Origin of the sequence: Legionella pneumophila subsp. fraseri (genome assembly GCF_000586315.1) — a bacterium.
Taxonomy (GTDB): Bacteria; Pseudomonadota; Gammaproteobacteria; order Legionellales; family Legionellaceae; genus Legionella; species Legionella pneumophila_B.
Genome location: NZ_JFIM01000015.1, coordinates 29569 through 56057, shown reverse-complemented (window position 1 = coordinate 56057; position 26489 = coordinate 29569). Strand labels below are relative to the sequence as shown.

Below are 26489 nucleotides of genomic sequence, written 5' to 3'. Positions count from 1 at the left end.
TCTTAGCCTCCTTTTAATAATTCGGTCAGTGAACATTGTTTTTCTATTGCTTCTGCAATCCATAACCCAACTTGATGGTGTGCATCACGAAAAGGAATACCCTTCATCACTAATGACTCCAGAATGGCAGTCGCATCAAGATAACCACTTTGAGCTTTGGCCCTCATTAACGGGGTATTAAAAGTCAAACTTTGCAAAAAAGGAGTTATGATTTGGAGGCAACCAATTATCGTATTAATCGTATCAAACAATCCCTCTTTATCCTCCTGCATGTCTTTGTTGTAAGCCAGAGGCAACCCTTTCATTACCGTTAAAATCGCCATTAAATGACCATAAACTCGTCCTGATTTACCACGAATCAATTCAGGAACATCAGGATTTTTCTTGTTAGGCATCAGTGAAGAGCCAGTAGCAAACGCATCATCCAATGTAATAAAATCAAACTCCTGGGTAGACCATAGAATCAAATCTTCACATAATCTGGAGAGATGCATCATGATCATTGCGGCAACACTGCATAACTCAATGACAAAATCTCTGTCACTGACCGCATCAAGAGTGTTAGAAATGATCCCAGTAAATCCCAAGGATTCAGCCACCCATTCTCTATCAAGAGGTAAGGTACTCCCAGCCAATGCCCCGGCACCCAAGGGAGAATAATTCATGCGTTTAAACCAATCTTCCAGTCTGCTCTTATCCCGGCTAAACATGGATTGATACGCGTTAAAATAAGTCCCTAATGTGACAGGTTGGGCTTGCTGTAAATGAGTATATCCTGGCATTAAATCTTGTTGATGTTTACTGGTGAGATCATCAAGACAATCGATAAGCCCCGTTAAAAGTGCATTAATTAGATAGCCTTTATCTCTGGTATATAAACGAAGATCCAAAGCCACTTGATCATTGCGACTGCGGCCAGTATGTAATTTTTTACCCAACTCTCCTAATTTTTGAGTCAGCAGTTGTTCAATAAACATATGTATGTCTTCTTCATCACGTTCATTAAATGAATATTGACCTTGCTTTATCTCACTTCTGATTTCTTCAAGTGCAGAAAAAATCGCCTGGCTTTCGGCTTCTGTTAAAATCTGTTGTTTAGCTAATTGCTTCACATGAACCTGACTGCCATTAATGTCTTGGTCAAAAAGCACATGATCAAAAGCCAATGAAGCGTTAAACTGATTCACGCGGCTATCCAAAGATTTTTTAAATCGTCCTCCCCATGTTTTATTAGTCATAATTCCCTCCCTGATGCACCTGGCTATAGATTTTAGCGGATAAAGAAAAGAGGTTAATGAATCCTTCAGCGTCCTTTTGGTTGTATACATTATCCTCTTCAAAAGTAGCCAATTCTGGATGATGCAAGCTATAAGGAGAATGCATACCTGCAGGGATAATATTCCCTTTGAATAACTTTAACTTAACACGACCCGTCACATGCTGTTGCGTCACATCAATGAATGCATCCAAAGCCTGCTTGGTTTGTGAAAACCATCTTCCTTCATAAACCAAATTGGCATAAGTTTGCTGTAAAGATTGCTTCAAATGTAACGTTGAACGAGTGAGACATAAACTCTCCAGCAGTTTATGCGCCTTATAAAGCACTGCAGCAGCAGGTGCTTCATAAATCCCTCGAATTTTCATCCCAACTAATCGATTTTCAACAATGTCTGCCACTCCAATACCATGCTGGCCTGCTTTTTGATTTAATGTATTTAAGAGATCCACTGGAGAAAGTTCTTGTCCGTTTAGGGCGACAGGAACTCCTTTTTTGAAATCAAGAATAATCATTTCCTCTTCATCAGGGGCCTGCGATACAGGACTGGTCATTAATAACACATCATCAGGCATCTCCTGCGACGGATCTTCAAGCACGCCCCCCTCATGAGAAATATACCAAATATTGTGATCTCGCGAATAAGGCGATTTGGGAGTCACAGGTACCTCAATACCATGTGCTTTAGCGTACATAATCGCTTCCTGTCTTGATTTAATATCCCAAGTTCTCCAGGGAGCAATAATCTCAAGCTGAGGTGCAAGAGCTTTAATCGAATATTCAAAACGCACTTGATCATTTCCTTTGCCGGTGGCTCCATGGGCAACGGCATTCACTTGCTCTGTCAAAGCAATTTCAACAAGCTTTTGAGCAATTAGTGGTCTTGAAATGGTGCCCAAAATGTATTGATCTTCATATAAAGCGCCCGATTTTACCAAAGGCCAAAGATATTGAATGGCAAACTCATTCTTCACATCGACTACATACGCTTTGGAAGCGCCGCTTTTGAGCGCTTTATTTTTTATGGCAGTGAGATCTTCCTGTTGCCCTAAATCACAAATCACAGCGATTACTTCAGCATGCTCATAGTGCTCTTTAAGCCAAGGAATCATGATGGAAGTATCCAAACCACCTGAATAAGCCAATGCGATTTTTTTAATAATTTTTTTCATAGTATTTCCCCCTGGTAAAACTGCTGTAGATATAAAATAGGGTCAGACACCTCTTGGGTTTTAAAGTCTGCAATTAATTTCCCTTGCTTTACGACCAGCAAGCGCTCTGCAATATTGGATAAAAAAAACAAATCATGAGAGGCGATAAGCATAGTGATTTTTAGAGTCTTCACTGTATTTAACAAAGCAATGACATCATTGGTAGTCGCCATATCAAGGCCAGAAGTCGGTTCATCACAAAGCAATAAATCCGGTTTCATCATTAAGCTTCTGGCCAAGGCCACGCGTTGTTTTTGTCCACCAGACAATCCTTGTGGGTAAGAATGAGCTTTATCTGACAAACCTAACATAGCAAGTAAAGCCCATGCGCTTACCATATGATCTGCGGTTTTATCATGGAGACTCGGGGCATAAATTAAGTTATTGAGTACTGTCATGTGCGGAAATAGTTGAAAATCCTGAAACATAAATCCACTTTTTCCTTCGCAGTGGATAGAGCCTGAATCGATTGACTCCAATTGTTGTATGCATCTCAATAAAGTTGTTTTTCCACTGCCAGAAGGCCCTACCAAACCGACAATACTGTTTGCTTGAATATTTAAATTAATTTCATTAAGTACTTGGGTATTGCCGATTTTTTTAGATGCGTTAATGACTTGCAACATAATGCCCCCTTTTTTCAATTTTTTTACCTAGTGACTCAAGGAGTAAGACCAAACTGTAATAATAGAAACCCGTGATACATAAAGGCATAAAGTAAGTAAATTGTTGTGCTGCCAATGTTTGAGCCTGACGCATTAAATCCATGCCTCCTATAGTGGAAATCAATGCCGTTTCTTTTAACAAAGCGATCATTTCATTGATCATTGCGGGAAAAATATTTCTTATTACTTGAGGTAAAATAATATCCTTCCATAAATAAAAGGTAGGAATTTGCAGAGTAAGGGCTGCTTCAAATTGCCCTTTGGGTAAACTCTCAATACCGGATCTTAAAATTTCAGCGAAATAAGCGGAACTATTCAAACCAAAAGCAACAATTCCAGCCACTAAAATACTTGGTCGCATACCTAATAAAACAGGGACCGCGAAATAAATAAAACTTAATTGCAAAATGAGTGGTGTGCCCCTCAATATTGATATGAATCGGTTTATAAAAAAGCAAGCTACTCCTTGATGTCTGCAAATCGACAAGAGAGTTCCAAGTAATACGCCAATCAACAGACCTCCTGTTAATAATTGCATAGTTAGAATTATTCCCTTGCCAATGAAAAACAGATTTTGCACCATCTCTGTCATATTGACCCCTTTATCCAAATGGATTCTAGTTTTTGAATTTCGCCCTTCGCTTTAAGATTTTCCAATGCGGAATTGATTTCATTTGTTAGAGGAGAACCTTTTTTTAAAACCAATCCATAACCTTCATTAGCTTTCGCTAGGATGGAATAAGACAGTCCTGGATATTTCTTGCTATAAACCCCTCCTTGTGCTCCATCCATAAGGACAACATCAACATGACCAGCGATTAAGGCTTCTATCGCCTGATTGTTATTATCCAAAGCCGTAATTTCAGCTTGGGGAAAATGTTGATGAAGCCAAATTTCCATAACACTTCCCAGTTGGACGGCTATTTTTTTTCCTGTTAATTGCGAGATCTCTTTCACTGGCTGTGAAGTATCAAAAACTGCTGCCATCCCTTCAAAATAATAAGGTTTGGTAAAATCAAAGTTTTTCTTACGTTCCTCTGTAATAGTAATTGTGGCAATAGCAAGGTCATCCTGGCCTGAATTCACTGCAGGCAAAACTGCGCTAAACTGCATGTTGTCAAAAACGGCTTCTTTACCCAACTCTTTGGCGATCAATTTAGCCAAATCAATATCAAATCCTTTTATTTCTCCATTTTCAATATATTCAAAAGGTGGATATTCTGCTGAAGTGGAAAAACGCAATACATTTTGTTTTTTTTGCTCACCACAACTAGATATAAGTATAAAAGAACTAATTAACAACAGAAGACAAATCTTTTTCATGAATATGTATCCGATATTTATTCGTTTTTTGAATATACATGATCGGGGTTTGTACTGTCAAGAAAAAATGGATATAATTTCAATTTCAGTAATATATATTCAACCAAATTAATAGCAGGGAGAAAGCAATTGACTCATGATGCCTTATTGGATGATTTGATTTTATCGATAGTACAAACCGAAAGTATTGCGGAACAAAGTGATTTACAACACAGTTTAAAAAAAAGAGGATATGACATTCCTCAAGCAACGCTTTCTCGTCGCCTAAAAAAAATGAAAATAGCAAAAGTATCCGGTTATTACAAAATCATTGATTACAATCAGCCTGGCTTACCTCTGGTTCTAAATATCCAGATTTCTGATTTTGGGCTAATCATTCTACAAACTCATCCCGGTAACGCAAACAGTCTTGCTTATTATATAGACCGTAAATACGTTTCCTTCAGCATAAAAGAGTCTTCTCACTCAGGAATTTTAGGAACTATTGCTGGAGACGACACCGTCCTGCTTATTATTAAAAGTAAGTCTGATCAACAAAAAGTCCATGATATTTTAATGAAAGAATTCCCGTATTTATTTGCTTCGTAGCTACAATTTTAATTTTGACAAAACTTATGAAAGACCCAGGGTTGAGGCAAAAAATATGTTTTAACAAAGAGTTTCATTTCCATATACAAGTCTTGTGTGAAGAAACAGCAATTTGCTAGGCTTGCTAGTGTAGTAACAGTGATAAATATCAACCTAACTATAATTTACTATAAATGGTTGCATCAAATTGTTAACGGGATCGTACTGATGGCGACCTGTATAATTCAAATTTTTTCCATAAACATGCAGTGAAATTGCTACATCACCTGATTCATTAATTACACTGTGAATATCATTGGGCAAAAAACCAATTACTCCGCCAGCAGGACGTATAATAGCTGTTTTGTCTCTTATGATCTTGGCATACCCTGGCCTTGAACCATCATCCACTCTTTTCCAAAAATAATTCTTTTCAACACCTGTTATACTACCCACAACCCCCCAAGTCTGATGATCATGCGGAATAATTTCTCGTCCAGACTGCCAGGCAACTATATTAACTGCCAAAGTATGGTCTTTTTCTTCATGAATTAACCAGGAGCTAAACCCAACATCTGGATTAACACAATAAAATTTTTCATCCAGCCATTCTTTATCAACAATCCAACGGGCTAAAATTTCTGATACGCGAGCAATATTAGTGTCATCATCTTGCTGTTGAATATTAAGCGCTTTGAGTTCGATTATAAAAGGAATTAATCCTGAGGGAGTTATAAATTCCATAATTCACCATTTTATTGAGTACACATTCAGATGATTTATCTTTTATGTACATTAACTTTAGCATGAAATGCAATTTAGCGATGAAAGAATTGCCCGCTACCTCAAGGAAATACCTGACTAAAACACAGAACAACAACACTCAAAAGGTGAAAAGTGTCATATCAAGAAATCCAGCATGACACTCACAATGATTAGAAAATTCTATCTTTACATCAAAGAAAAGGATCTCGCAAAGTAATTGTTGAATCCCTTTCAGGACCTGTTGACAGCATATCAATAGGAATCCCTAATATCTCTTCTATTCGCTTTAGATAAGCCCTGGCATTGGCTGGCAAGTCACTCATCACAGTCACATCAGCGGTAGATTCCTGCCAACCAGGAAGCTCTTCATAGACTGGTAGCAAATCATTGAAATCATCAGCTGCCAAAGGAGGTCGAGATAATAAATTGCCATCCCTGTCTTTATAAGCCACAGCAATCCTTAATACCTCTAAACCATCGAGCACATCTAATTTGGTAACGCAGAGTCCAGAAATGCTATTTAGCTCAATCGAGCGTTTTAATAAAACGGCGTCAAACCACCCACAACGTCTGGGTCTACCAGTTACTGCACCGAATTCCTGACCTCGTTCCGCAATGCGTTTTCCAACGTCATCAAGTAACTCAGTGGGGAATGGGCCACCGCCAACTCGAGTGGTATAAGCTTTGGTGATGCCTAACACATAATCAATATACCGAGGACCAAATCCCGCACCATTAATTACTGATCCCACACAGGTATTTGAAGAAGTCACATAGGGGTAAGTTCCGTGATCAATATCTAAATAAACACCCTGCGCCCCTTCAAATAAAATGTTTTCACCTTGTTTTCTATGTTCATGCAAACAGGCAGAAACATCGCAAACCATTGGTCTTAATTCTTCAACCCATTGCAATGATTCATCCAATAGGGATTCCAAATCAACAGCTGGTTGTTTGAAATATTGTGTTAATACAAAGTTATGATAATCCAATAATTCTGTTAATTTATTAGCAAATCGCTCTCTATGAAATAAATCACCAACTCTTAGAGCACGCCGAGCCACTTTATCCTCATAAGCAGGACCTATACCACGACCTGTTGTTCCAATTGCAGACTTGCCCATATGTGTCTCACGAGCCTTATCCAAAGCAATGTGGTAAGGAAGAATCAGGGGGCAAGCCAGGCTAATGCGTAAGCGCTCTCTCACATTGACGCCATTACCCTCGAGCTCCTTAATTTCATTAAGTAATGCCTGAGGTGATAAGACGACGCCATTTGCAATATAACAGGTTACGTTAGGGCGAAGCATCCCGGATGGAATTAAACGAAGGACTGTTTTTACTCCATTGATTTTTAATGTATGGCCTGCGTTATGGCCCCCTTGATAACGGACAACCACTTGAGCATCTTGTGTCAGCAAATCAACAATTTTGCCTTTGCCTTCATCTCCCCATTGTGTACCCAAAACAACAACATTCTTACCCATGATTTACTCTTTGTTTGCATACCTATAAAAATTAAAAATGCAGTTGCATTTTACGAGAAACCCAACTGCATTTATATTAGATGGATGATGCCAATAAATATCGAATCTGATTACAGCAAAATTTCACATTATAATTACTTTTTAGCCGCTGTACCATCATTTTTTGGCATAGCTTGTTTGAAATAATCAAAAAATGAACTGCTTTGATCCAATACTAAAATATCTTTTTTGCTATGAAAACTGGCTTCATAGGCTAACAAGCTTTTGTATAATGCAAAAAAATCAGGATTTTGACTGTAAGCTTTGGAATAAATAGCCGCTGCTTCCGCTTCACCAACTGCTCTGATTCGCTGAGCATTACTTTTAGTTTTAGCTAATAAAACCGTGACATCAGCATCTGCTTTCGCCTGGATCTGTTCTGCGGCAGCTTGTCCATCAGCTCTATGCCTGTTTGCAATTTTTTGCATATCCGCTCTCATGCGTTGATAGATGGCATTACTGGTATTTGAAGGCAGTTCGATACCTTTAATACGAACATCAACCACTTTAATGCCTAATTCGCCAGCTTGTTTCTCAGCAGCATTACGCAGTATTTCCATAACATCATCACGCCCGCCTGAAACAGCATCAGATATAGTACGCTTACCAAACTGGGCTCTGAGTAAGGTATTTAACTGCTGTTCCAACAACGTTTCAGCTTTAAATTCATTTCCACCTGTTGATTTAAAATATTGAGCCAAATCCGAAATTCGCCATTTTACATAATAGTCAACCATGACATCCTTTTTCTCTTTGGTCACAATGCGGGTCGATTTGATATCCATGGTTTGGATACGTGTATCGAAAATTCGCACACTTTCGATAAAAGGGGTTTTAAAGTGGAGGCCTGGATTTAACACTTTCACTGCGTCAGTTTGAGGGTCTTTTACCAAACGCCCTAATCGCAAAATAATACCCTGCTGTCCTTGTGTCACAGTAAAAACACTGGTAAACAAAAGCACTAGTACTAAAAAGATTAAGACACCCAATGTCGTTTTAAATGCATTCATTCTCAATCTCTCCCTTGACTATAAGTTGGTCTTGTGAGATCTCTTCCAGAAAGAATCAAGTTGTCCTCCTCATTACTGACATTCGTACCGTTTTTTATGGTCTTTAGATTTTCAGATTGCGGAACGTATTGATTTCCAAGTAATTTATCTAAAGGTAGATACAATAAGTTTCCTGCTTTACTGTCAACAATAATAGTACTGCTCTTATTCATGACTTTTTGCATAGTTTCAAGATACATCCGTTTAGCCGTAACTTGAGGAGCTGCATTGTATTGGGGAAGTAAGGCTAAAAATTCTGCTACTTCTCCCTGCGCCCTTAAAACGACTTGCTTCGAATAAGCTTCAGCTTCCTGTTGAATACGACTCGCTTTACCTTCTGCAATAGGCACTACTTTGGCTGCATAAGCATAAGCCTGCTCCTTGAAACGTTTTTCATCTTCTTGAGCCTTAATGGCGTCATCAAAAGCATCCTGAACACTTTCTGGAGCTCTGGCAGGTTGGGGTGACACATTAACAATTAAAATTCCGGTCTTATAGCTTTCCAAAGTTTTCGTCAGAGTTTCCTGTACTCTGCCTCCCCAAACTTCTCGACCTTCAGTTATTATCTGATCCAGGGTTGTAGTGCCTACAACCTGCCTTAAAGCACTGGAAGTTGCCTGTTGTAAGCTTTCCTCTGGATTTGCGACATTAAATAAATATTCGCTTAAATCATTAATACGATACTGGACAGCCAAAGAGACCGATACTAAATTTTCATCACTGGTAAGCATTTGAGCAGAGTAAGAGTAATCCAACACCCTATCCACATTCATAACGATCTTTGATGAGATAAAACGAGGAATCCAATGAGGGCCAGGACCAACTGTTTCTGCGTATTTACCAAAACGGAGTATCACAGCTTGCTCTGCAGGATCCACAATAAAAATACCAGAAAGAGCCCAAAGAATAAAAGCTATTAATAAAACGGTCACAGCAAGCAAACCGCCACTGGAACCGCCTGACGAATTATTGTTTGATTTGCCTGTGCCTCCAAAAAATGTCTTCTTCAATTTTTCCTGAATACGTTTAAGAGCTTCATCCAAATCCGGAGGTTGATTTTTACCCGACCATGGATCTTTGCCCTTCTCTGGCTCATTCCACCCCATGTACTACTCCTAGCAATTTCAAATGAATTTAGGATTTTATGGGGTATATGAAGTTTAAGCAAGTAGATACTTCAGGACTTCTATATTGAAATTAAGCAACAAACCATCTGGTCTTGGCAATTATCTGGAAATACTCATGATGTTTTTTAAACCCTCGCAGGTCACCAGGATGCCTGTCGAAGGTTCAAGATAAAATATTGACATGAATTATTTTAGGACAACTCTAGGAGAACTCTGTTGAGACTCAATATCCTCATGTACTCTCGGTATCGGGTTAAACATTTCATTCAACACAATCCTGGTACGGCTGGTTGGATGATTTTTCGAATATCGAAGCACTGTATCCCAATCACAATTTCCTTCAGCGATCATCCAGCGCATAGTACTCCAACGATTAGTAATCATTTGACTATCATAAGCTTGGGTGTATCGTCTGACAAATTCGGCATAGAGTTTCAGTGGGTTCCTCTCTGAACGTAGATTTTCCGTAGCAGTAGTGGATAATGATGAAACATTTTCGCTGGCAAAAGAAGGATCACTGTATTTTCTCGTTACCAATTCTTCAACAATAAGAGCCGCTTCACTGGGAACACCAAATAAATGACGAATAGAACTCCCCCATGAATGATCAGCATAAACTATATTATGCAAAGCACTTTCTCTTAGATGGCAACGCTCTACAAAAGCATCGACCAACTGGGGCTTATCTGCCAAATAGGTACTGACCGCTTTTAAGAAAGCAACCCTGTTGCTGCTTAACAAAGTTCGCATTTTTTCATTACGAGGCGGTTCAGCACCACGGCATATTAGCATGGCAATCCCACGCAGAGCGTCTGCTTTATCATTCTCATTGCTCATGCGTTCACACAACTCCTCTACTGCTGTATGGCCAGTTTGCTTGTCTTCGAATAAATGATTGTTTTCGGATTCAAGAGACAAACTTTGAGTTGGTAACTCCAGTAAAGCTGCCAGTGCATTTATTTTCCCCAAACGAGCAGCTAAAATGACTGGAGTGTCTCTCATGCTACCCAGGGGATTTGTCAATTGCGCCCCCATGCTGGCTAATAGGGTGATGCCCTCCGCATAATCTAAAACAACAGCCTGGTGAATAGGCTGGAAAGGAACATAAGCAGAGGATCTTAAGGTTGTCGCGTGTACAATGGGATTCCTGGCTAAAATGGCAATTAATAGTTCCTTGCGTTTAGCATCTAATGCTAAAGACAACAAAGTGCGGCCATAACCATCCCGCTTATCCACATCAAAAAAATATCGTTTTACGTGATTAAAAGACTCTTCGATTTTTTTCCTTACTTTAGACAAAATACTCAAAACATCCGTTTTTTCACTCTCATTGGGTGTGAAATTATTTTCATCCACTCCCAACAGATGGAGTGCCAAAGAAATTTTCCCAGCAATAATTGCCTGGTGCAAGGGCTCACCAACATTTACATCTTTAGCCTTGTGAAGGATAAAATCTATTTTGGCAAGCAAATCCTTATTTGTATCGTCTACACCGACCTTAGGCTCAGAATATTGTTCGACCAAATAATTTAAAACAGTCATTTGAGAACCATTCGGCAACCAAAATAATTTTTCTAAATAATTTTTATCTTCTTCCAACTTCTTTTGAATAAATTCTTTAAATTGCTCTAATTCCATCTGTAGAATCTTATTCATTTCACTTACAAAATCCATAATAATACTTCCTTATTTATAAACCATTTATAGGACACCAATATTACACAATGGACAATGGAAGATCAAAATATTGTTAACTCTTTTTAATCTTGTCAACCACTTCCTGATTCAAATTCTCAGCAATCAATTTCAACAATTTCACCGTGTTATCGTAATCTCTTTTATCAAATATCCCAGCATGTTGATGTGCATATCGAATAGGGATACCTATGTTGACAACAGGAACGCCCATGCCTGATGCTTGAACCTTGGAACCGTCTTCGCCATATCCTGGCTCCACCTCAAGTTGTAGAGGGATATTATTTTTATTAGCGAGTTCCATTATCCAGTTAATCAATTCCTGATGGGGAATCATTGATCTGTCATAAACAAACAAGGATGGTCCTTTCCCCAAACCAATTCGACCTTTTCTATCCGCCAACAGCATTGGATAATCGTCAGCGATTCCCACTTCAACATTAATTGCAATATCTGGATGAGTCGCTTTGTATACTGTACTGGCACCCCGCATGCCAACTTCCTCTTGCACTGTGGCAGCAACATATAATTGATTGGGTTGTTGTTTCACTGCCCCCAGAACGTCACTAATGACAGCTAACCCTAAGCGATCATCCAAAGCCTTGCCTAAAAATCTGTTCTTGCTTAATTGGCTAAACTCACTTACTGGTGTGACTTCAAGGCCAGGTTGGATTGCAAATTCTTTCTGAGCTTGTTCTTTATTTTCTGCGCCAACATCTAAAAACAGGGCATTGATATCAGGGGACCCTAACATTTTTTTATCACCTAATAAATGCGGGGAATCCATACCTGAATAAGCTAATACAGGTCCTTTAGGTGTTGAAACTGCCCAGCGTTGAGCGTAGATAACCGAGTTTGCAATCCCACCCAAAGGGATAACTTTCAAAAAACCATCTGGTGTTATGGATTCCACCATAAACCCTGTTTCATCAAGATGTGCCATGAATAGTAATTTCGGTCCTTTCTGATTATATTTACGCTGACCGATCAAATTACCCATGCCATCGACTTTTAGCTCCGTCATGTAGGGCTGCCACTGTTTTTGCAGCAAATGGCGAACATTTTTTTCGTACCCGGAGGCACCAGGTACTTCAGTCAATTGGGCTAAAAACGACATTTCTGCTGCTGAGGCTAAAAAGGAAAAAATCAATCCGCTAATAAGAATTGCATGCTTAATCATAGGTAACTTCCTTATTTTTTTATAAAAACCAGATCCCATACCCCATGGCCTAGACGCTCACCACGCTGCTCAAATTTTGTTAACGGCCTTGAGTCCGGGCGAGGTGAGTATCCGCCCTCTTTCTGTTGGTTAAACAAGGCCGATTCTGAAGATAAAACATTTAAAATATGTTCTGCATAATCTTCCCAGTCAGTAGCACAGTGAATAAATCCTGATGGCCTGATTTTTTTTGCTAACATTTGAATAAATTCGGATTGAATCAGTCGTCGCTTATGATGACGTTTTTTATGCCACGGATCGGGGAAAAAAATTTGAACCCCGGCAAGAGAATTTTCTTGTATTTTGGTTTGTAAAACTTCCACTGCATCATGCATTACCACCCGCACATTAGTCACCTGGTGCTCATGCAAATCCGCTACCAGACTACCAACGCCTGCTTTATGTACTTCTATGCCCAGGTAATTACATTGGGGGTTATTTATTGCCATGGTAAACAATGAGGTACCCATACCAAAACCAATCTCTACAATAGTATCCGCATCATGTCGACCAAATGCCTTCGCAAAATTCCACGGAGAGGGACTGTCAAATTTTAATTCATAGTCTTCAAGCCAAAGATCTAATCCTTGTTGCTGTCTGTTACTGATTCGCCCAGCGCGCAACACGTAACTTTTAATCTTACGTTGCATTACAATAACTCAATATAAAATTTCAGGATTATACTGATTTTGATTAAATATTCTACTTTTACCAGATACCTCTTTGGACAACAGCCCTGAAAAATCAGTTTTTAATGAAAACAAAGTAAAAATATTGCAATATTTGGGTTTTTTTGTTATAAAACCGCTCTTGTATTTCATATCTGGTTATTTTTTACAACGAAAGCCCGCCAAAATAAGCACTATTGTAGTGCATTGGTAAGGGCTGTTAAAATTTTTTTTATCTTGGAGTAACACAATGTCTAGAGTATGTCAGGTAACTGGCAAGCGACCCATGGTTGGTCATAAAGTGTCGCACGCTAATAACAAAACCAAAAGACGCTTCCTGCCTAACATTCAGAATCATAAATTCTGGGTTGAAGAAGAAAATCGGTTTGTCAACTTGAGATTAAGTACCAAGGGTATGAGAATTATTGACAAGTTAGGTATAAAAGCAGTTCTGGATAAAATCAGAGCTAAAGGCGAAAAGATATAACAAGGGGATAAGCCATGGCAGCTGTTACAATAAAAGTGAAAATGGAATCCACAGCAGGAACTGGATACTATAAAACCACTACCAAAAATCCACGTAACCATCCTGAAAAGATGGAATTAATGATGTACGACCCTAAAGTACGTAAGCACGTACTTTTCAAAGAGAAAAAAGTAAAATAAATTGAGAGGCCCCTGTCTTTGGGGCTTACCCCCTCTCATTATCCACTTTAAAAACCAATTTGTTATATTTCAAAACAAGCTCCTCATTTTATTAAAAAACCGGGTAATTCCGCTACTTTTAAATTCAAATTAACGCCCGTAAACACTGGATAATCCTTGTGGATCGTTTAAACTGATAGATAAAGACAGTAAAACAAAGAGGATTTGAATGAAACCGACATTGCAGATTGGTATTGGTCAACATCTCACGTTAACCCCACAACTGCAACAAGCCATAAGACTGCTGCAATTATCTACCTTTGATTTACAACAAGAAATTCAACTTGTTGTTGAATCAAATCCTTTGCTTGAAGCTACTCCTGTTGAAGAAAAGGAAGACCTCCAGATAAATACCAATCAGAACCAAGATGAATATTCAGATTTTCAATGGTCACAACTGTATAACAACTTAAACAAGCGCAATAATTTTGATGATAATGATTATAATTTTGACAACCTGCACTGCACTACCACCAATTTACAAGACCATCTTAACTGGCAACTTGACCTGACGCCTATGAGCGATATTGATCGAGTCATTGCTACAACAATCATTGATGCGATTAACGATGATGGCTTTTTGACTATACCTGTTGCTGAAATTCACGCCAGCTTAAATAGCGAGGATTTTCCTCTGGATATAGAAGAAATAGAAGCAGTGAGACACCGGCTGCAGTTATTTGACCCTGTAGGATGTGCGTCTGTTAATTTAGCAGAAACACTGGTTATTCAGCTGGAACAATTACCACTGGAACCCAAGCTTTTGGCTACTGCCAAGAAAATCATTCTTGAAGACATTGAGTTGCTAGGGCAACATAACTATAGACAACTCATGAAAAATCATCAAATAAGCGAAAAAATAATCCATGAAATATTACAAGTCATTCATAAATTAAATCCAAAACCAGGAAGTTTGATCCATCAAGAGAATACTGAATATGTGATTCCCGACTTAACTGTTAAAAAGATAGATAATCAATGGAAAGTTTTTTTGAATCAAAATATTCTTCCCAAGTTGAGTATCAATAGCCAATATGCCGCCTTAATCCAACGCGCAAACAATAGTCTGGATAATCAATTCTTAAAGCATAATTTACAAGAAGCACGTTGGTTTTTAAAAAGTATTCAAAGCCGTCAGGAAACCCTTCTAAAAGTGGCAACCTGTATCATGGAATACCAACATGGATTTCTGGAATTTGGTGAAGAAGCCATGAAACCATTAATATTGAATGATATAGCTTCTGCCTTGGATATGCATGAATCAACGGTATCAAGAGTGACAACTCAAAAGTTTATTAACACTCCTCGCGGTGTTTTTGAGTTAAAGTACTTCTTCTCCAGCCATGTCAATACTGATAGCGGAGGAGAATGCTCCTCCACCGCAATCCGAGCGGTAATTAAAAAATTAATTTCAGCAGAGAATAGAAAAAAACCATTGAGTGATAGTAAAATTGCCCAACTAATAGGAGAGCAAGGCATTAAAGTAGCAAGACGTACTGTCGCCAAATATCGCGAAGCAATGGGGATTCCCCCATCCAATGAAAGAAAGGTTATTAGTAGTTAATTAATCGGTCAACGAAAGGAGGTTTTATGCAAATCAACATTACTGGACATGGTATGGATGTCACTCCTGCACTAAGAGCATTCACTGAAGAAAAATTTGATAAACTTGAGCGTCATTTTGATCACATCAGAGCAATTAATGTAGTATTTGATGTCGAAAAGGTAAGGCAAATAGCAGAAGCTACTGTATTAGTTACTAAAGGTGAGTTACATGCCAGTTCAGAATCAGAAGACATGTATGCTGCTATTGATACTTTAGTAGACAAACTAAATCGACAATTGATTAAGCATAAAGAAAAACTTTTAGCACAAAGAGACAGGGATTAAATCTAATTTTAAATCCAGACTTTTTTTACTTTAATTTAGTATCTGCGCTTTCTCAGCGGCTTATGCAAACTGACATAAAACAAATAAAAGTTTTTTGGATAATACCATAGCACTGAGAAAGCAGGAGTGATTACTAAAATCACTTATTTAATCACTGTACCTGATACCGGAGTCATGATACATTGTACGTGCTATGATCAAAACCAAAATTAAGATAATCAACAGACTCGGTTTACATGCTCGTGCCTCAGCGAAATTTGTCTCAACAGCAGCAAAATTTCAAAGCCATATTGATGTAACCAAAGACACTCAGACCGTTAATGGCAAAAGCATTATGGGTGTGATGATGCTTGCCGCTAACAAAGGTAGTGAGTTGACACTGGAAATTGACGGTCCAGATGAAGAGCGTATGAATGAAGCCTTGGTCGAATTAATTAATAATCGATTTGGAGAAAGTGAATAAGAATACTAATCAATGCAGTTTACCTCCGCTCCATATCTTTTTGCGACACACAGAGGTTCTTGTTCTCCATGAATGTTCCTCGCAGTTCTTGTAACATCTTTTATTATGATCAACCTGTGATTCAATAAACTAACTTAAGATCTCAAAACCTTACTTGATACCAAGTCTAAAGAAATCCCATATTGACAGGTTTTGATAACAAATTTCCATAATAATTCATTGAGAAATACACAATCCATGTTATTTGTTCATATTTCTTCTTTGTTTCCTCATTTTATGCAATGAAATCACTGTAAGCATAGGGCCTGATAAAGCATAAATACCTGAACTTGCAAAAAGCACTATTGCAGGATTTGCAGCAATTGCAACAAACAAAAGAATCATCACTAAAACATATAAAAATGGAACCTTACCCTTATAATCTACTTCCTTAAAACTGTAATAGCGTAAATTACTCACCATCAATACGGAAACAATCAAAGCCAGGACAGCTGTAAATAAAGATACAATCAAATTTGCCCATTCATTTTGAAAACAGATCCAGGCAAAAGAAGCCATTACTGCCGCGCCTGGTGGGCATGGGAGTCCCTGAAAATAACGCTTATCCGATTTTCCAATCTGAGTATTAAATCGAGCTAAACGCAAAGCAACAGCCGCTGTATAAATGAATGCGACTAACCAGCCAAACTTTCCTAATTGATTCAGGGTTAAATTATATAACAGTAAGGATGGTGCTACACCAAAGGTAACCATATCAGATAAACTATCGTATTGAGCACCAAATTCAGTTTGTGTATTGGTTAGCCTGGCGATCCGTCCATCAAGACTATCAGCAATCATTCCTATAAACATAGCGACAATAGCAGCCTCATATTGCCCCTTTGTGGAAGCAACTATTGAATAAAATGCTGCAAATAAACTGACAGTCGTTAATAAATTTGGTAACAAATAAATCCCAGAATGATGTTCTTTATTCATTCGCAATCATACCTCATTCATTTTTAAATCAAGAACATGCTATCATAAGTGGAGCTAAATCTACTATGGAAACTTGTCCTTAGTCACAAAGACAGCATGCAATTGTGACTAATAATTAGCAATGACTGCAGCGGAACACAGATTTATTGCAATAAAATAGTTAATTTTCCCTGCACGCCCAGCATGATGATGATATAATTATCATACTGTATTTAATATGCATAGAGTTATGTCTAATCGAAAAAATAAAACCATCGTTATTGAAGGTGTTACTCCGCAAGGCAAAACGTTTCGTCCAAGCGACTGGGCTGAGCGTATGAGTGGTTCTTTGGCTGTTTTCAAAAATAGTAGAATTTATTACTCCCCCCTTTTGCAACCCAGCGTTAACAGCGAAGGTTATAAATGCGTTTTACTTGATCCCAAACTCAAGGAATCTAGTCCACAAGTCTATCAAGCAATTATTGATTTTGCTAAAGCAAACAACTTGAAAATCTGTGGTGAAGAAGACTTATAACAACCCAATCAGAAAAACTAGAATCCTGCTGCGGCTTTTACTGATAAAGTTGCCTTAACAAAATAATCTAAAGCGGAATTAATCATAGCAATCGTATTATCAAAATTCATTGCAAGAACGCCTGCAATAAGAAATATCAATCCTTTTAGACCGTGCTGGGTGCCCGGTTGACTGGAATGAGCGACAAGTACACATCCACGTATAAACCACAGAACACCCGCCGTGCGAATTAAAAATCCCATTGAACTGTAGATATTCGCGGGATTATAGTTGGAATAAGTTAAGACATTGCCTACACCAAACGCGGTGTTCGCCATAAGATCCATCCCTGAAGGCAAGTAGATTAAAAGAGCTCCAACTAATAAATACATCATTGGAGTAAACATTTTTTCTTGTGAAGAGGATTGGGCCCGATGATCTCCGATTTTTTTTAACTTGCCAATTGCTGTTATAAAAAATAAAACACCCAATATATAAGCACCTCCTGTGATAAGTTTTTGCACAGGATAAAGAGATTGGCTAATATTACCTAATATAGTGATTAAATCTATCGTATTCATATGTTAATTATATGCGCTTAGCTCTTGCAATGCATAATTTTTCCCCTATATTAATCATTTTAGAATAAAAGTTGATATTCCTTATGCAAATAAATACGTTTCCCATCACTCTGGAGGAATCCTTCATGATTTCTCCCAAGGTAAAACACTTTATATTCAACTGTGAATTATCCCCCCCTTTTGAATATTTACCTGGACAATTTATCACCATTCATTTTGAACATGATGGAAAAAACTTAAAGCGTAGTTATAGTATTGCCAATGAACCCCAACAGGACAATCGAATTGAATTTGCTGCCGGGTATTTTGAAGGAGGACCAGGTACAGAACTACTCTACAATTTAAAAGCTGGCGATGTGATCAATATTAATGGACCTTTCGGGCGTTTGATTTTTAGAGATGAAATTCCAGGAAGATACATATTGGTAGCGACCAGTACTGGTATCACTCCTTATAGAGCCATGCTTAATGAGCTTGGTCAAAGAATAGAGAAACATCCTGATTTGCAGGTAGTCATCCTTCAAGGAGTGCAACGCAGTGAAGAGATTCTCTATCCTGATGATTTTCGATCCTTTGCAAAAAAATATCCACAAGCAAGTTTTCGTCCCTATTTAAGCCGTGTGCAAACACAAGACTTGAAAGACAATGAATACAGTGGTTATGTACAACATGCGTTTCCAGAGCTTGATTTAAATCCCGCTCACGATATGGTTTATTTATGTGGAAATCCAGGTATGATCGACGAAGCATTTAACTACTTAAAAGAGCATGGTTTTTCTATGCAACAGATTGTTCGTGAAAAATACATTTCACGCTGAAATGCTGCATCAAAAAAATTATTAATTTGGTGTTATTATTTCGGCAAACAACTCGGATTTGCCAAAGTGTGACTGACCATTATTTAAATTAAACAGGTGCCAAACCGCTTCGCAAGGTCAACACCCAATCAATGAGGAGATAAATACGTTATGAGTTATGAAGAATTATCAAATACCATGGAGCAAATGCTGCATGAAGGAAAAGGTATTTTAGCTGCAGATGAGAGCAACAGTACAATTGGCAAGCGCTTTGCGTCAATCAATACAGAAAATACAGAACAAAATCGTAGAGATTATCGTCTATTACTAGCGACCACTCCCGATTTAGAACAGTATATCAACGGCGTCATTTTATTTGAGGAAACATTTACTCAAACTGATGATCATGGAACACCAATTCCTGAACTTTTTGCGAATAAAGGCATTATTCCTGGAATTAAAGTAGACAAAGGACTTGTTGATTTAGCCAATACAGAACATGAAAAAGTTACGCAGGGGTTAGACGGTTTAACCGAGCGCCTGCTTCATTTTAAGAAATTAGGTGCAAAATTTGCAAAATGGAGAAATGTTTATTCCATTTCCGAATACACTCCTAGCCTAACTGCAATCAAAACAGGGGCTGAGAATTTGGGTCGTTACGCCGCAGCATGTCAATCAGTCGGCATCGTGCCGATTGTTGAGCCTGAAGTATTAATGGATGGCAACCATAGCATAGAACATTGTGCTGAAGTCTGTGAAATGGTTCTCCATGAACTGTTTCATACCTTGTTTATCCATCAAGTGGAGTTAGAGCACATTATACTTAAACCCAGTATGGTGACCTGTGGTAAAGAGGTTACCCAGTTTAGCGATCCCGAAGAAGTGGCTGACTACACCATCAGTGTATTTCGTAATAATGTTCCAGCGTCAGTGCCTACCATTAACTTTCTCTCTGGTGGTCAAACGCCCCAACAGGCTACTGCTAATCTGAATGCAATCAATCAAATTGGCCACCAACCCTGGTTATTAAGTTTTTCATTTGGAAGAGCATTACAAGAGGATTGCTTAAAGGAATGGTCTGGAAATAAAGCCAATATCGCCAAAGCGCAAGAGGCTTTAATTAAGAGAGCCCGCTTAAACAGTATGGCTTGTTTGGGTGAATACCAAAACAGCATGGAGTAAAATTGCAATAGCGACAGAATCTTCTCTCGACCAGGAAGACTGTCGCTTTAATTTTAATCATAAGTAATAGGTCAGTGCCCTCATGTTAGAATATTCTCTAATGGCTTTATTTTAGCTTACGTTGTATAAATACAATTCTAAAAAAGCACAGCATAGATGACTATATGAGGATTTTGAAGGATTATTTTCTTCAAGATGAACCAAATACGAACGTTCCAGGCAGGGGGCTGCTCTCTTACAATCATAATAATTCAAAGCGTGCGTACAAAGGTAAATGATCAGATAACATCCGCCAAGGTTTGCCCTGTAAACAAGCAACCTCCTGAACTTTCATTCCGCGAAAATACACCCTGTCGACACACAAAGCAGGTCTTATTGCAGGAAATGAACGGGCATGTTGTCCTTCAAGCGCGACAAAAGCTTCTTCAATCCCTAAATTTTCAGCAAGAATTTTAGAAATAACATGTCGCCAATCATTAAAATCTCCTGCCATGATCAAAGGCTCATTTTGAGGAACAACATCTCTGATACGCTGTATCAATGCCTTACATTGTTCAGTACGCTCCGCCTTAAATAGACCTAAATGAACACATAAAAGATGGATGATATTATTATCCAATTTTAATTGGGTATGCAGTATGCCTCTTGATGCTCTGTTCATGTTTGAAAGATTGATACTTTCGAAACTCTCGAATGGGTATTTGCTTAAAATAGCATTTCCGTGATGGCCAGATTGATATACTGCATTCTTTGCATAAACGTAATGTGGCCATATATTCTCAGCAATGTACTCACATTGAGGGGAATCAGGCCAACTGACAATTCTTTTTTCGCGTTTTCTATGTTTACCTTGTACTTCTTGTAAAAAAACAAAGTCCGGATTTAATCCAGTGATAGCATCACGCATTTCTGGAAGCAAAAACCTTACTGCACCTACTCCAAAACCTTTATGAATATTATATGTTATCAGCGATACGCTGCGCACCTCAGGTTGCATAGATACTCTATCTCTCATTTAGGTTTCTATAATCAGTATAATGGTAATAGGATTAATGTATTGCATTGCAATATAATTATAACCCACATTTTGAAAAGAATTAGTCTTTAAACTGATGAGCTCGGACTCAGGATTATTTTTATTTATCATAATATTGGCCCTTCTCCACAAAACCCGTAAAGCCATCTTATTTTGTAATCTTTTATGGATTGTTACAAGTCAACGCAATAATCGACTTACTTTATTGATCTTTGATTTTTTCAATTACTATCAGGACTTGCGAAGAAACCCCAAGATCAAGGAAAAAATGTTTTTAATGGAGGAGTTCATACAAACTAAATGACCGAGTTAAAAATATTTTTTAACGAAGATATTGTTTTTTTGCAAATCCTGACTATTTTAAAAACTGAATTTACATACCGGCATATAAAGTAATAAGCTATAACCATTACCTACAAACCAAAGAAAATGGATGAAAACGAAGATTTTAAATATCCCAGGACTCTCTATAGCATGCAAAGTATGGGGGAATTCTGATAACCCACCCATTGTTGCCTTGCACGGTTGGTTAGATAATGCTAATAGTTTTGATGATATCGCCAAACAGTTACAGGATGATTACTATTTTATAGCAGTAGATCTGCCTGGACACGGCCATTCTTCACACTTACCCCCAGGATGCATTTATCATTTTACTGATGGAATATTCACGGTTGTTGAAATCATTAATGCCTTGGGATTAAATAAGCTCCACTTGCTTGGACACTCTATGGGAGCCTGCCTAGGCAGTCTTGTAGCAGGGGTTGCACCGGATCGGTTTCTTTCATTAAGCTTAATCGAAGGGTTAGGCCCTTTTTCTCACCCGGCAGAAACGGCATGTCAACAACTGACAAAATACTTGGATTATCTATCACAAAAACAATCAAAAAAAGCAAAAGGCTATAATAAGTTTGAACATGCTGCTCTTGCCCGTTCTGTTAAAGGATATGTCTCTCTGGATATTGCCAAGTCACTTTGCGAACGCGGAATTCAACAAGAAAATGGTCTATATTATTGGAGACACGATCGCAGGCTATTAGCCCCATCTCCATTACAAATGACTGAAACGCAAGTTCTTTCGTGTCTGACAGAAATAAAAGCGCAAACTTACCTTATTTGGGCGAGTAAAGGATTTTCGTTTGATTCAGACAAGATGAAAGCAAGGATTCAAGCTGTAAAAAATATTAAAGTTGAGAGGTTAGATGGTGGGCACCATATTCATATGGAAAAGCCAGAAGTCATAAGTCAACTTCTGGCTAAATTTTATCAGTCAATACAATGAATTAATCAACATAACAAGATTGATAATTTATAGTTACTTCACTCAATGATTTCTTAACATCATCCAGATTATAGCCTAAATCTTTGGCAGCACTCAGCATACCACAGCCACCCTCATCAAATGTTGAATAAGGTGTCCAGTAATCCATATTGGCTTTCACCATGACATCAAAAGCCATACGCAGGTTCCAGTTAGGTTGATTGGCTAATATGTAGAATAAATGGTTATACACTCCACTGGAGTAGTGAACATCTAAGCCACCATAATAATCATCAGCTACATCAATAGACATACCATCACGGCTTGGTTTGTCCATATAACGCAATGCCTCATAACCGCTGTCTTCTTTCATTATTTCCGGGCCAATTTGCCAGCTGTTTTTTCCAACTGAATAATATTCAGCAGCCTGGGCAGCCATATCTGAAAACGATTCATTCATACCACCAGACTGACCGAAATACTCAAGTCCAGAATGTTGTTCAGTGAACCCATGACTGACTTCATGACCACCTACACCTAGAGAAACCAAAGGATACATCATGGTGTCACCATCACCAAAGGTCATTTGTTTGCCGTCCCAGTAGGCATTTTCATAGCCTTGACCATAATGCACTCGCATAACTAATTGCATTGGCGATCCATCTGATTTGGTTAAGGCTTCCACACCATACCAATCATGGTACATGTGTTTAATGACATAACCAGCATACAATGCATCATTGGTAGGAGAAGCGGCTCCATTATCTCTATCATAACCATCAGCCGAATATCCGGTATAATAAGTTTTAGTAGATTGAGTATCGGGAGTCTCTTTACAAGTAAATTGCATAGGTTTGTTATTTGAATAGTACTTATGTCCCATGTCTACTACTTTAACATCGGTATTTTCCATAAAGCACATTTCAACACTGGAATCACGTGTGATTTCTAATAAGGGCAAGTCCTTGCCAAATTGATATTCACCAATTTTACGATTTCCACCGAATCCCATCCCTTTTGCTTGAACTTTCTCTGTTTTTACATCATCCCATTGGACAAAAGGCTTATTGGTTTCTGCATCAATAATTGCTGTTAGCCGCTCAGGAATTCTATCATCATGGATAACTAAAACGCTGACTTTGTAAGCCCAATGAGCTTGATGTTTTTCATCAATATAAATCATTGGGGTTACTTGATCTTCACTAACTTGTTTATTCGCGTATTTATCTTTAAATTGTTGTAATGCCAAAGAGGCATTTTTCACAAATGAAGGTTTAGGCTGACCTAATTCTGCTTGCAACCCATCATAAATCACGCCGTTCATTTTCACATCAGATTTCGCTGTCACTAGACTAGGAGTGGCATTCTTACTGTGCAGGATGGCATAACCACCAAAAACTGGAAACCCAGCGTACTGTTGCTGCATACGAACATGTGTCACTTTATTCCCATCAGTATGCTGTCTTATAAACTGCAAACTATTCGTTGAAACTACAGCACCTTTCATAACACCAGGCAAAGCCAACTGAAATTTTTGTGTGACTTCAGAAAAAGACGACTTTTTTAAAGGGATTGGATCGGCTGCCTTTACAGGTGAGGCAATCCCTAATGCTATAGCTACAGCTAAAGGTGACAAATAATAATTTGGGTGCATTGATTCTAACTCCTTAAACTAAATTCTCATACAGCAACTCTTCCTGGAGTGCCCAGGTTTGTTATATTCCCCTATAATTTTTCAGTTAATTTTTTAGCGTTAACTAATACTCAACTGCAAAATTAAGGATGATCCAAATTAGGATAATACTTAAGATAATAAAAAAGTATTTTCCTTTTTTAATTCAACCATTTGGATAGTATCCTAATATTTCTAGGCATATAACCAACTACCATTTTCAAAATGCAAGAACTCTTTTCCAAACTTTTCCAAACTAGCACAAATTTATTATTTTTGAAAATACTAATTTTGCTCCAATGCAAAACTTGAGTTTATCCGACATTTTGAAAAAGCCACAGACTGATGGACTTGGGCTTTACTATAATAATTTCCAAAAAAAATTGACCTAAGTGGCGTAATTTTAATCTAATTAAATAATAAAGCAATTGTTTTTAAACCCAAAAAGTCATTAATTGCTCTTGTTGTTTAAAAACAAGACTATTAAATGACGTTTGAACTAGGTAAAAGTGAACAGTGAAAAATAATGCGCTGGACTACCTTTTAACTCACTGCCATTCTGATTAATACTTGTTCTGGAGTCACCTTATCCCCTTTTTGACACAATACCTCTGTAACCACTCCATTCACAGGTGCTTTTATTTCTGTCTCCATTTTCATCGCTTCAATAACCAGCACAACCTGCCCGGCCTTTACTTCATCCCCGGCAGAAACATGAACTGCAATAATAGAACCGGGGATGGCTACAGTAATATCCCCTGGTCCTATTTTGTTATTAACTGAGTAATGCTCTACTTTGTCATGGAGTTCGGAGCGTTGCACAACGACTTCTTCAGGAACACCATCAACCCACAAGAAACAGGATTGATGACCATGCTCAGCCATTCCATAACCTGCTACTTTTACATGATAACTTTCACCATGAAGAATAATGTCAAACTCAGACATGGCAGAATTATCTGGTTCACTTGATTGAGCCAATAAAGGCTCCGGGATTAATTGATTATTTTTACGCTGTTCTAAAAATTGACGTCCAATCTCAGGAAACATCGCATAAAGAAGAACGTCTTCGTCACTTAGAGCCAAATCACTTATTTCATTTTGCAATTGCTCTAATTCATTAGGTAATAAATCAGCAGGCCTTACTTCAATCACTTCTGTTCGCCCAATCGCTTTTTTCCTTAAAGTAGGACTAATTTTGCCAGGGGGAGTACCATATTTCCCCTGACAGTAGAGTTTCACTTCATTGGTTATTGTTTTATACCGTTCTCCCGTTAGAACATTAATAACAGCTTGGGTTCCAACAACTTGAGATGTTGGCGTAACCAAAGGTGGATAACCTAAGTCCTTACGGACACGAGGGATTTCCTTGTGAACCGCATCCATCTTGTCTAGCGCACTCTGTTCCTTTAACTGATTATATAGATTTGAGATCATGCCACCTGGCACCTGGTACAATTGAACACGAGGGTCAATATTCTGTGCCTCGCTCTCAAATTGAGAATACTTCTTACGAACCGATTTAAAATAATCATCTATTTCTAATAAAATATTTAAATCCAATTCCGTGTCAAACTTTGTGTTTGTCAATGCAGCGACCAAAGCTTCTGTAGGCGGATGAGATGCCCCGCCTGAAAAGGATGAAATCGCTGTATCAATGTGATTACAACCGGCTAGAACAGCTTCATAATGGCATATACTTGCCAAGCCAGAAGTAGAATGACTATGTAAATGAACAGGTAATCCAGTGGCTTGTTTCAAACCGGTATATAATTTGACAGTCACCGCAGGGGTTAGCAAGCCCGCCATATCTTTGATAGCGATACTATCACATCCCATTGCGGCCAATTTTTTCCCTAGTTCCAAAAAGTTGTCCAATGTGTGAACCGGGCTGGTCGTGTAACAAATCGCTCCCTGAGCGTGCTTTTTATGTGATTTAATAACGTCTATGGCGACTTTAAGGTTTCGCGCATCGTTTAAGGCATCAAACACACGAAATACATCCACTCCATTATTTACGGCCAGTTTAACAAATGCTTGGACTACATCATCTGCATAATTCCTATAACCCAACAAGTTTTGACCTCTTAATAACATGGAGAGTTGGGTGTTAGGTAACGCCTGGCGAAGTTGACGTAATCTGGACCAGGGATCTTCCTTTAAAAATCGCAAACAGGCATCGAAAGTGGCTCCTCCCCAGACTTCCATAGCCCAAAATCCAACCTCATCCATTTTATTACAGATTGGCAACATATCTTCAGTACGCATTCTTGTCGCGATTAAACATTGATGAGCATCACGCAAGGTGACATCGGTTATAAACGTTTTAGACACAAGCTC

27 protein-coding genes are annotated in these 26489 nt (G+C 38.3%); 10 read left to right on the top strand and 17 right to left on the bottom strand.

Going from position 1 to position 26489, the window contains the following annotated elements; translation table 11 throughout:
• Nucleotides 1-2 precede the first annotated feature (2 nt).
• From argH to CC34_RS0104645, 5 genes are read right to left on the bottom strand one after another with little or no spacing between them, the layout of a single operon-like run.
• Complete coding sequence (gene argH / locus CC34_RS0104665) at nucleotides 3-1238, bottom strand: argininosuccinate lyase (RefSeq protein WP_028378021.1); 1236 nt, start codon at nucleotides 1236-1238, stop codon at nucleotides 3-5.
• Nucleotides 1231-2448, bottom strand: coding sequence for an argininosuccinate synthase (locus CC34_RS0104660; RefSeq protein ID WP_027228861.1), 1218 nt, complete (start codon nucleotides 2446-2448; stop codon nucleotides 1231-1233). The genes argH and CC34_RS0104660 overlap by 8 nt, the downstream gene beginning before the upstream one ends.
• Nucleotides 2445-3113 carry an ATP-binding cassette domain-containing protein gene (locus CC34_RS0104655; RefSeq protein WP_027228862.1) on the bottom strand — a complete coding sequence of 223 codons (669 nt, stop codon included), beginning with the start codon at nucleotides 3111-3113 and terminating at the stop codon, nucleotides 2445-2447. The genes CC34_RS0104660 and CC34_RS0104655 overlap by 4 nt, the downstream gene beginning before the upstream one ends.
• Nucleotides 3097-3744 (bottom strand): amino acid ABC transporter permease, encoded by a 648-nt coding sequence (locus CC34_RS0104650; RefSeq protein ID WP_027228863.1) that lies wholly within the window; start codon nucleotides 3742-3744, stop codon nucleotides 3097-3099. Before CC34_RS0104650 ends, CC34_RS0104655 begins: the two co-directional genes overlap by 17 nt.
• Entirely contained in the window at nucleotides 3741-4475 is a 735-nt protein-coding gene (locus CC34_RS0104645; protein WP_027228864.1) for an ABC transporter substrate-binding protein, read from the bottom strand. The genes CC34_RS0104650 and CC34_RS0104645 overlap by 4 nt, the downstream gene beginning before the upstream one ends.
• A 129-nt stretch (nucleotides 4476-4604) precedes the next feature.
• Between CC34_RS0104645 and CC34_RS0104640 the strand changes: the two genes are divergently transcribed.
• The gene (locus tag CC34_RS0104640) at nucleotides 4605-5063 is read left to right on the top strand and encodes an arginine repressor (RefSeq protein WP_027228865.1); all 459 of its coding nucleotides are present in this window, start codon (nucleotides 4605-4607) and stop codon (nucleotides 5061-5063) included.
• Between the two features lie 153 nt (nucleotides 5064-5216).
• On the opposite strand, the gene CC34_RS0104635 is transcribed toward CC34_RS0104640, so the two are convergent.
• From CC34_RS0104635 to trmB, 7 genes are all read right to left on the bottom strand, one after another.
• Entirely contained in the window at nucleotides 5217-5786 is a 570-nt protein-coding gene (locus CC34_RS0104635) for a cysteine dioxygenase family protein (RefSeq protein ID WP_028378020.1), read from the bottom strand.
• Nucleotides 5787-5998: 212 nt separating this feature from the next.
• Entirely contained in the window at nucleotides 5999-7294 is a 1296-nt protein-coding gene (locus CC34_RS0104630; RefSeq protein WP_028378019.1) for an adenylosuccinate synthase, read from the bottom strand.
• Nucleotides 7295-7428: 134 nt separating this feature from the next.
• A complete protein-coding gene (gene hflC / locus CC34_RS0104625; RefSeq protein WP_027228868.1) occupies nucleotides 7429-8343 on the bottom strand; it encodes a protease modulator HflC in 915 nt (304 codons plus the stop codon).
• Between the two features lie 2 nt (nucleotides 8344-8345).
• Complete coding sequence (hflK, locus tag CC34_RS0104620) at nucleotides 8346-9488, bottom strand: FtsH protease activity modulator HflK (protein WP_028379199.1); 1143 nt, start codon at nucleotides 9486-9488, stop codon at nucleotides 8346-8348.
• 207 nt (nucleotides 9489-9695) lie between these two features.
• The gene (gene ankC, locus CC34_RS0104615) at nucleotides 9696-11183 is read right to left on the bottom strand and encodes a Dot/Icm T4SS effector AnkC/LegA12 (RefSeq protein ID WP_027228870.1); all 1488 of its coding nucleotides are present in this window, start codon (nucleotides 11181-11183) and stop codon (nucleotides 9696-9698) included.
• A 76-nt stretch (nucleotides 11184-11259) separates the two neighbouring features.
• Entirely contained in the window at nucleotides 11260-12384 is a 1125-nt protein-coding gene (locus CC34_RS0104610; protein ID WP_027228871.1) for a M42 family metallopeptidase, read from the bottom strand.
• A gap of 11 nt (nucleotides 12385-12395) precedes the next feature.
• Nucleotides 12396-13073 (bottom strand): tRNA (guanosine(46)-N7)-methyltransferase TrmB, encoded by a 678-nt coding sequence (gene trmB, locus CC34_RS0104605; protein WP_028378017.1) that lies wholly within the window; start codon nucleotides 13071-13073, stop codon nucleotides 12396-12398.
• Nucleotides 13074-13341: 268 nt separating this feature from the next.
• Here trmB and rpmB point away from each other — a divergent pair, with 268 nt between their 5' ends.
• From rpmB to CC34_RS0104575, 5 genes are all read left to right on the top strand, one after another.
• Nucleotides 13342-13578: a 50S ribosomal protein L28 gene (rpmB, locus tag CC34_RS0104595; protein WP_027223550.1), complete on the top strand. Its 237-nt coding sequence runs from the start codon at nucleotides 13342-13344 to the stop codon at nucleotides 13576-13578.
• A 14-nt stretch (nucleotides 13579-13592) separates the two neighbouring features.
• Nucleotides 13593-13757: a 50S ribosomal protein L33 gene (rpmG, locus tag CC34_RS0104590; RefSeq protein WP_003635328.1), complete on the top strand. Its 165-nt coding sequence runs from the start codon at nucleotides 13593-13595 to the stop codon at nucleotides 13755-13757.
• 208 nt (nucleotides 13758-13965) lie between these two features.
• Nucleotides 13966-15360, top strand: coding sequence for an RNA polymerase factor sigma-54 (locus tag CC34_RS0104585; protein WP_027228873.1), 1395 nt, complete (start codon nucleotides 13966-13968; stop codon nucleotides 15358-15360).
• 26 nt (nucleotides 15361-15386) lie between these two features.
• Nucleotides 15387-15686, top strand: a complete 300-nt coding sequence (gene hpf / locus CC34_RS0104580) for a ribosome hibernation promoting factor (protein ID WP_027223548.1) — start codon at nucleotides 15387-15389, stop codon at nucleotides 15684-15686.
• Between the two features lie 193 nt (nucleotides 15687-15879).
• Nucleotides 15880-16149, top strand: coding sequence for an HPr family phosphocarrier protein (locus CC34_RS0104575; protein WP_010946224.1), 270 nt, complete (start codon nucleotides 15880-15882; stop codon nucleotides 16147-16149).
• Between the two features lie 240 nt (nucleotides 16150-16389).
• Here the strand turns inward: CC34_RS0104575 and pssA are convergent, their stop codons facing one another.
• Nucleotides 16390-17127 (bottom strand): CDP-diacylglycerol--serine O-phosphatidyltransferase, encoded by a 738-nt coding sequence (gene pssA / locus CC34_RS0104570; protein WP_027228874.1) that lies wholly within the window; start codon nucleotides 17125-17127, stop codon nucleotides 16390-16392.
• Nucleotides 17128-17356: 229 nt separating this feature from the next.
• On the opposite strand from pssA, the gene CC34_RS0104565 reads away from it, so the two are divergent.
• The gene (locus tag CC34_RS0104565) at nucleotides 17357-17641 is read left to right on the top strand and encodes a DUF3579 domain-containing protein (RefSeq protein WP_027223545.1); all 285 of its coding nucleotides are present in this window, start codon (nucleotides 17357-17359) and stop codon (nucleotides 17639-17641) included.
• A gap of 17 nt (nucleotides 17642-17658) precedes the next feature.
• Here the strand turns inward: CC34_RS0104565 and dotV are convergent, their stop codons facing one another.
• Entirely contained in the window at nucleotides 17659-18201 is a 543-nt protein-coding gene (gene dotV, locus CC34_RS0104560) for a type IV secretion system protein DotV (protein ID WP_027228875.1), read from the bottom strand.
• Nucleotides 18202-18284: 83 nt separating this feature from the next.
• Here dotV and CC34_RS0104555 point away from each other — a divergent pair, with 83 nt between their 5' ends.
• Together CC34_RS0104555 and CC34_RS0104550 are read left to right on the top strand one after the other, a co-directional pair.
• A complete protein-coding gene (locus tag CC34_RS0104555; protein ID WP_028379198.1) occupies nucleotides 18285-19019 on the top strand; it encodes a ferredoxin--NADP reductase in 735 nt (244 codons plus the stop codon).
• 150 nt (nucleotides 19020-19169) lie between these two features.
• Entirely contained in the window at nucleotides 19170-20180 is a 1011-nt protein-coding gene (locus CC34_RS0104550) for a class I fructose-bisphosphate aldolase (RefSeq protein WP_027228877.1), read from the top strand.
• Nucleotides 20181-20421: 241 nt separating this feature from the next.
• On the opposite strand, the gene CC34_RS0104545 is transcribed toward CC34_RS0104550, so the two are convergent.
• Entirely contained in the window at nucleotides 20422-21177 is a 756-nt protein-coding gene (locus CC34_RS0104545; protein WP_027228878.1) for an endonuclease/exonuclease/phosphatase family protein, read from the bottom strand.
• Between the two features lie 472 nt (nucleotides 21178-21649).
• On the opposite strand from CC34_RS0104545, the gene CC34_RS0104535 reads away from it, so the two are divergent.
• Nucleotides 21650-22498, top strand: coding sequence for an alpha/beta fold hydrolase (locus tag CC34_RS0104535; protein ID WP_027228879.1), 849 nt, complete (start codon nucleotides 21650-21652; stop codon nucleotides 22496-22498).
• A gap of 1 nt (nucleotide 22499) precedes the next feature.
• Here the strand turns inward: CC34_RS0104535 and proA are convergent, their stop codons facing one another.
• On the bottom strand, nucleotides 22500-24131 hold the full coding sequence (gene proA / locus CC34_RS0104530; RefSeq protein WP_028379197.1) for a zinc metalloprotease ProA: 1632 nt from the start codon (nucleotides 24129-24131) through the stop codon (nucleotides 22500-22502).
• A gap of 561 nt (nucleotides 24132-24692) precedes the next feature.
• Nucleotides 24693-26483: a sodium-extruding oxaloacetate decarboxylase subunit alpha gene (gene oadA / locus CC34_RS0104525; RefSeq protein ID WP_027228881.1), complete on the bottom strand. Its 1791-nt coding sequence runs from the start codon at nucleotides 26481-26483 to the stop codon at nucleotides 24693-24695.
• Nucleotides 26484-26489 lie beyond the last annotated feature (6 nt).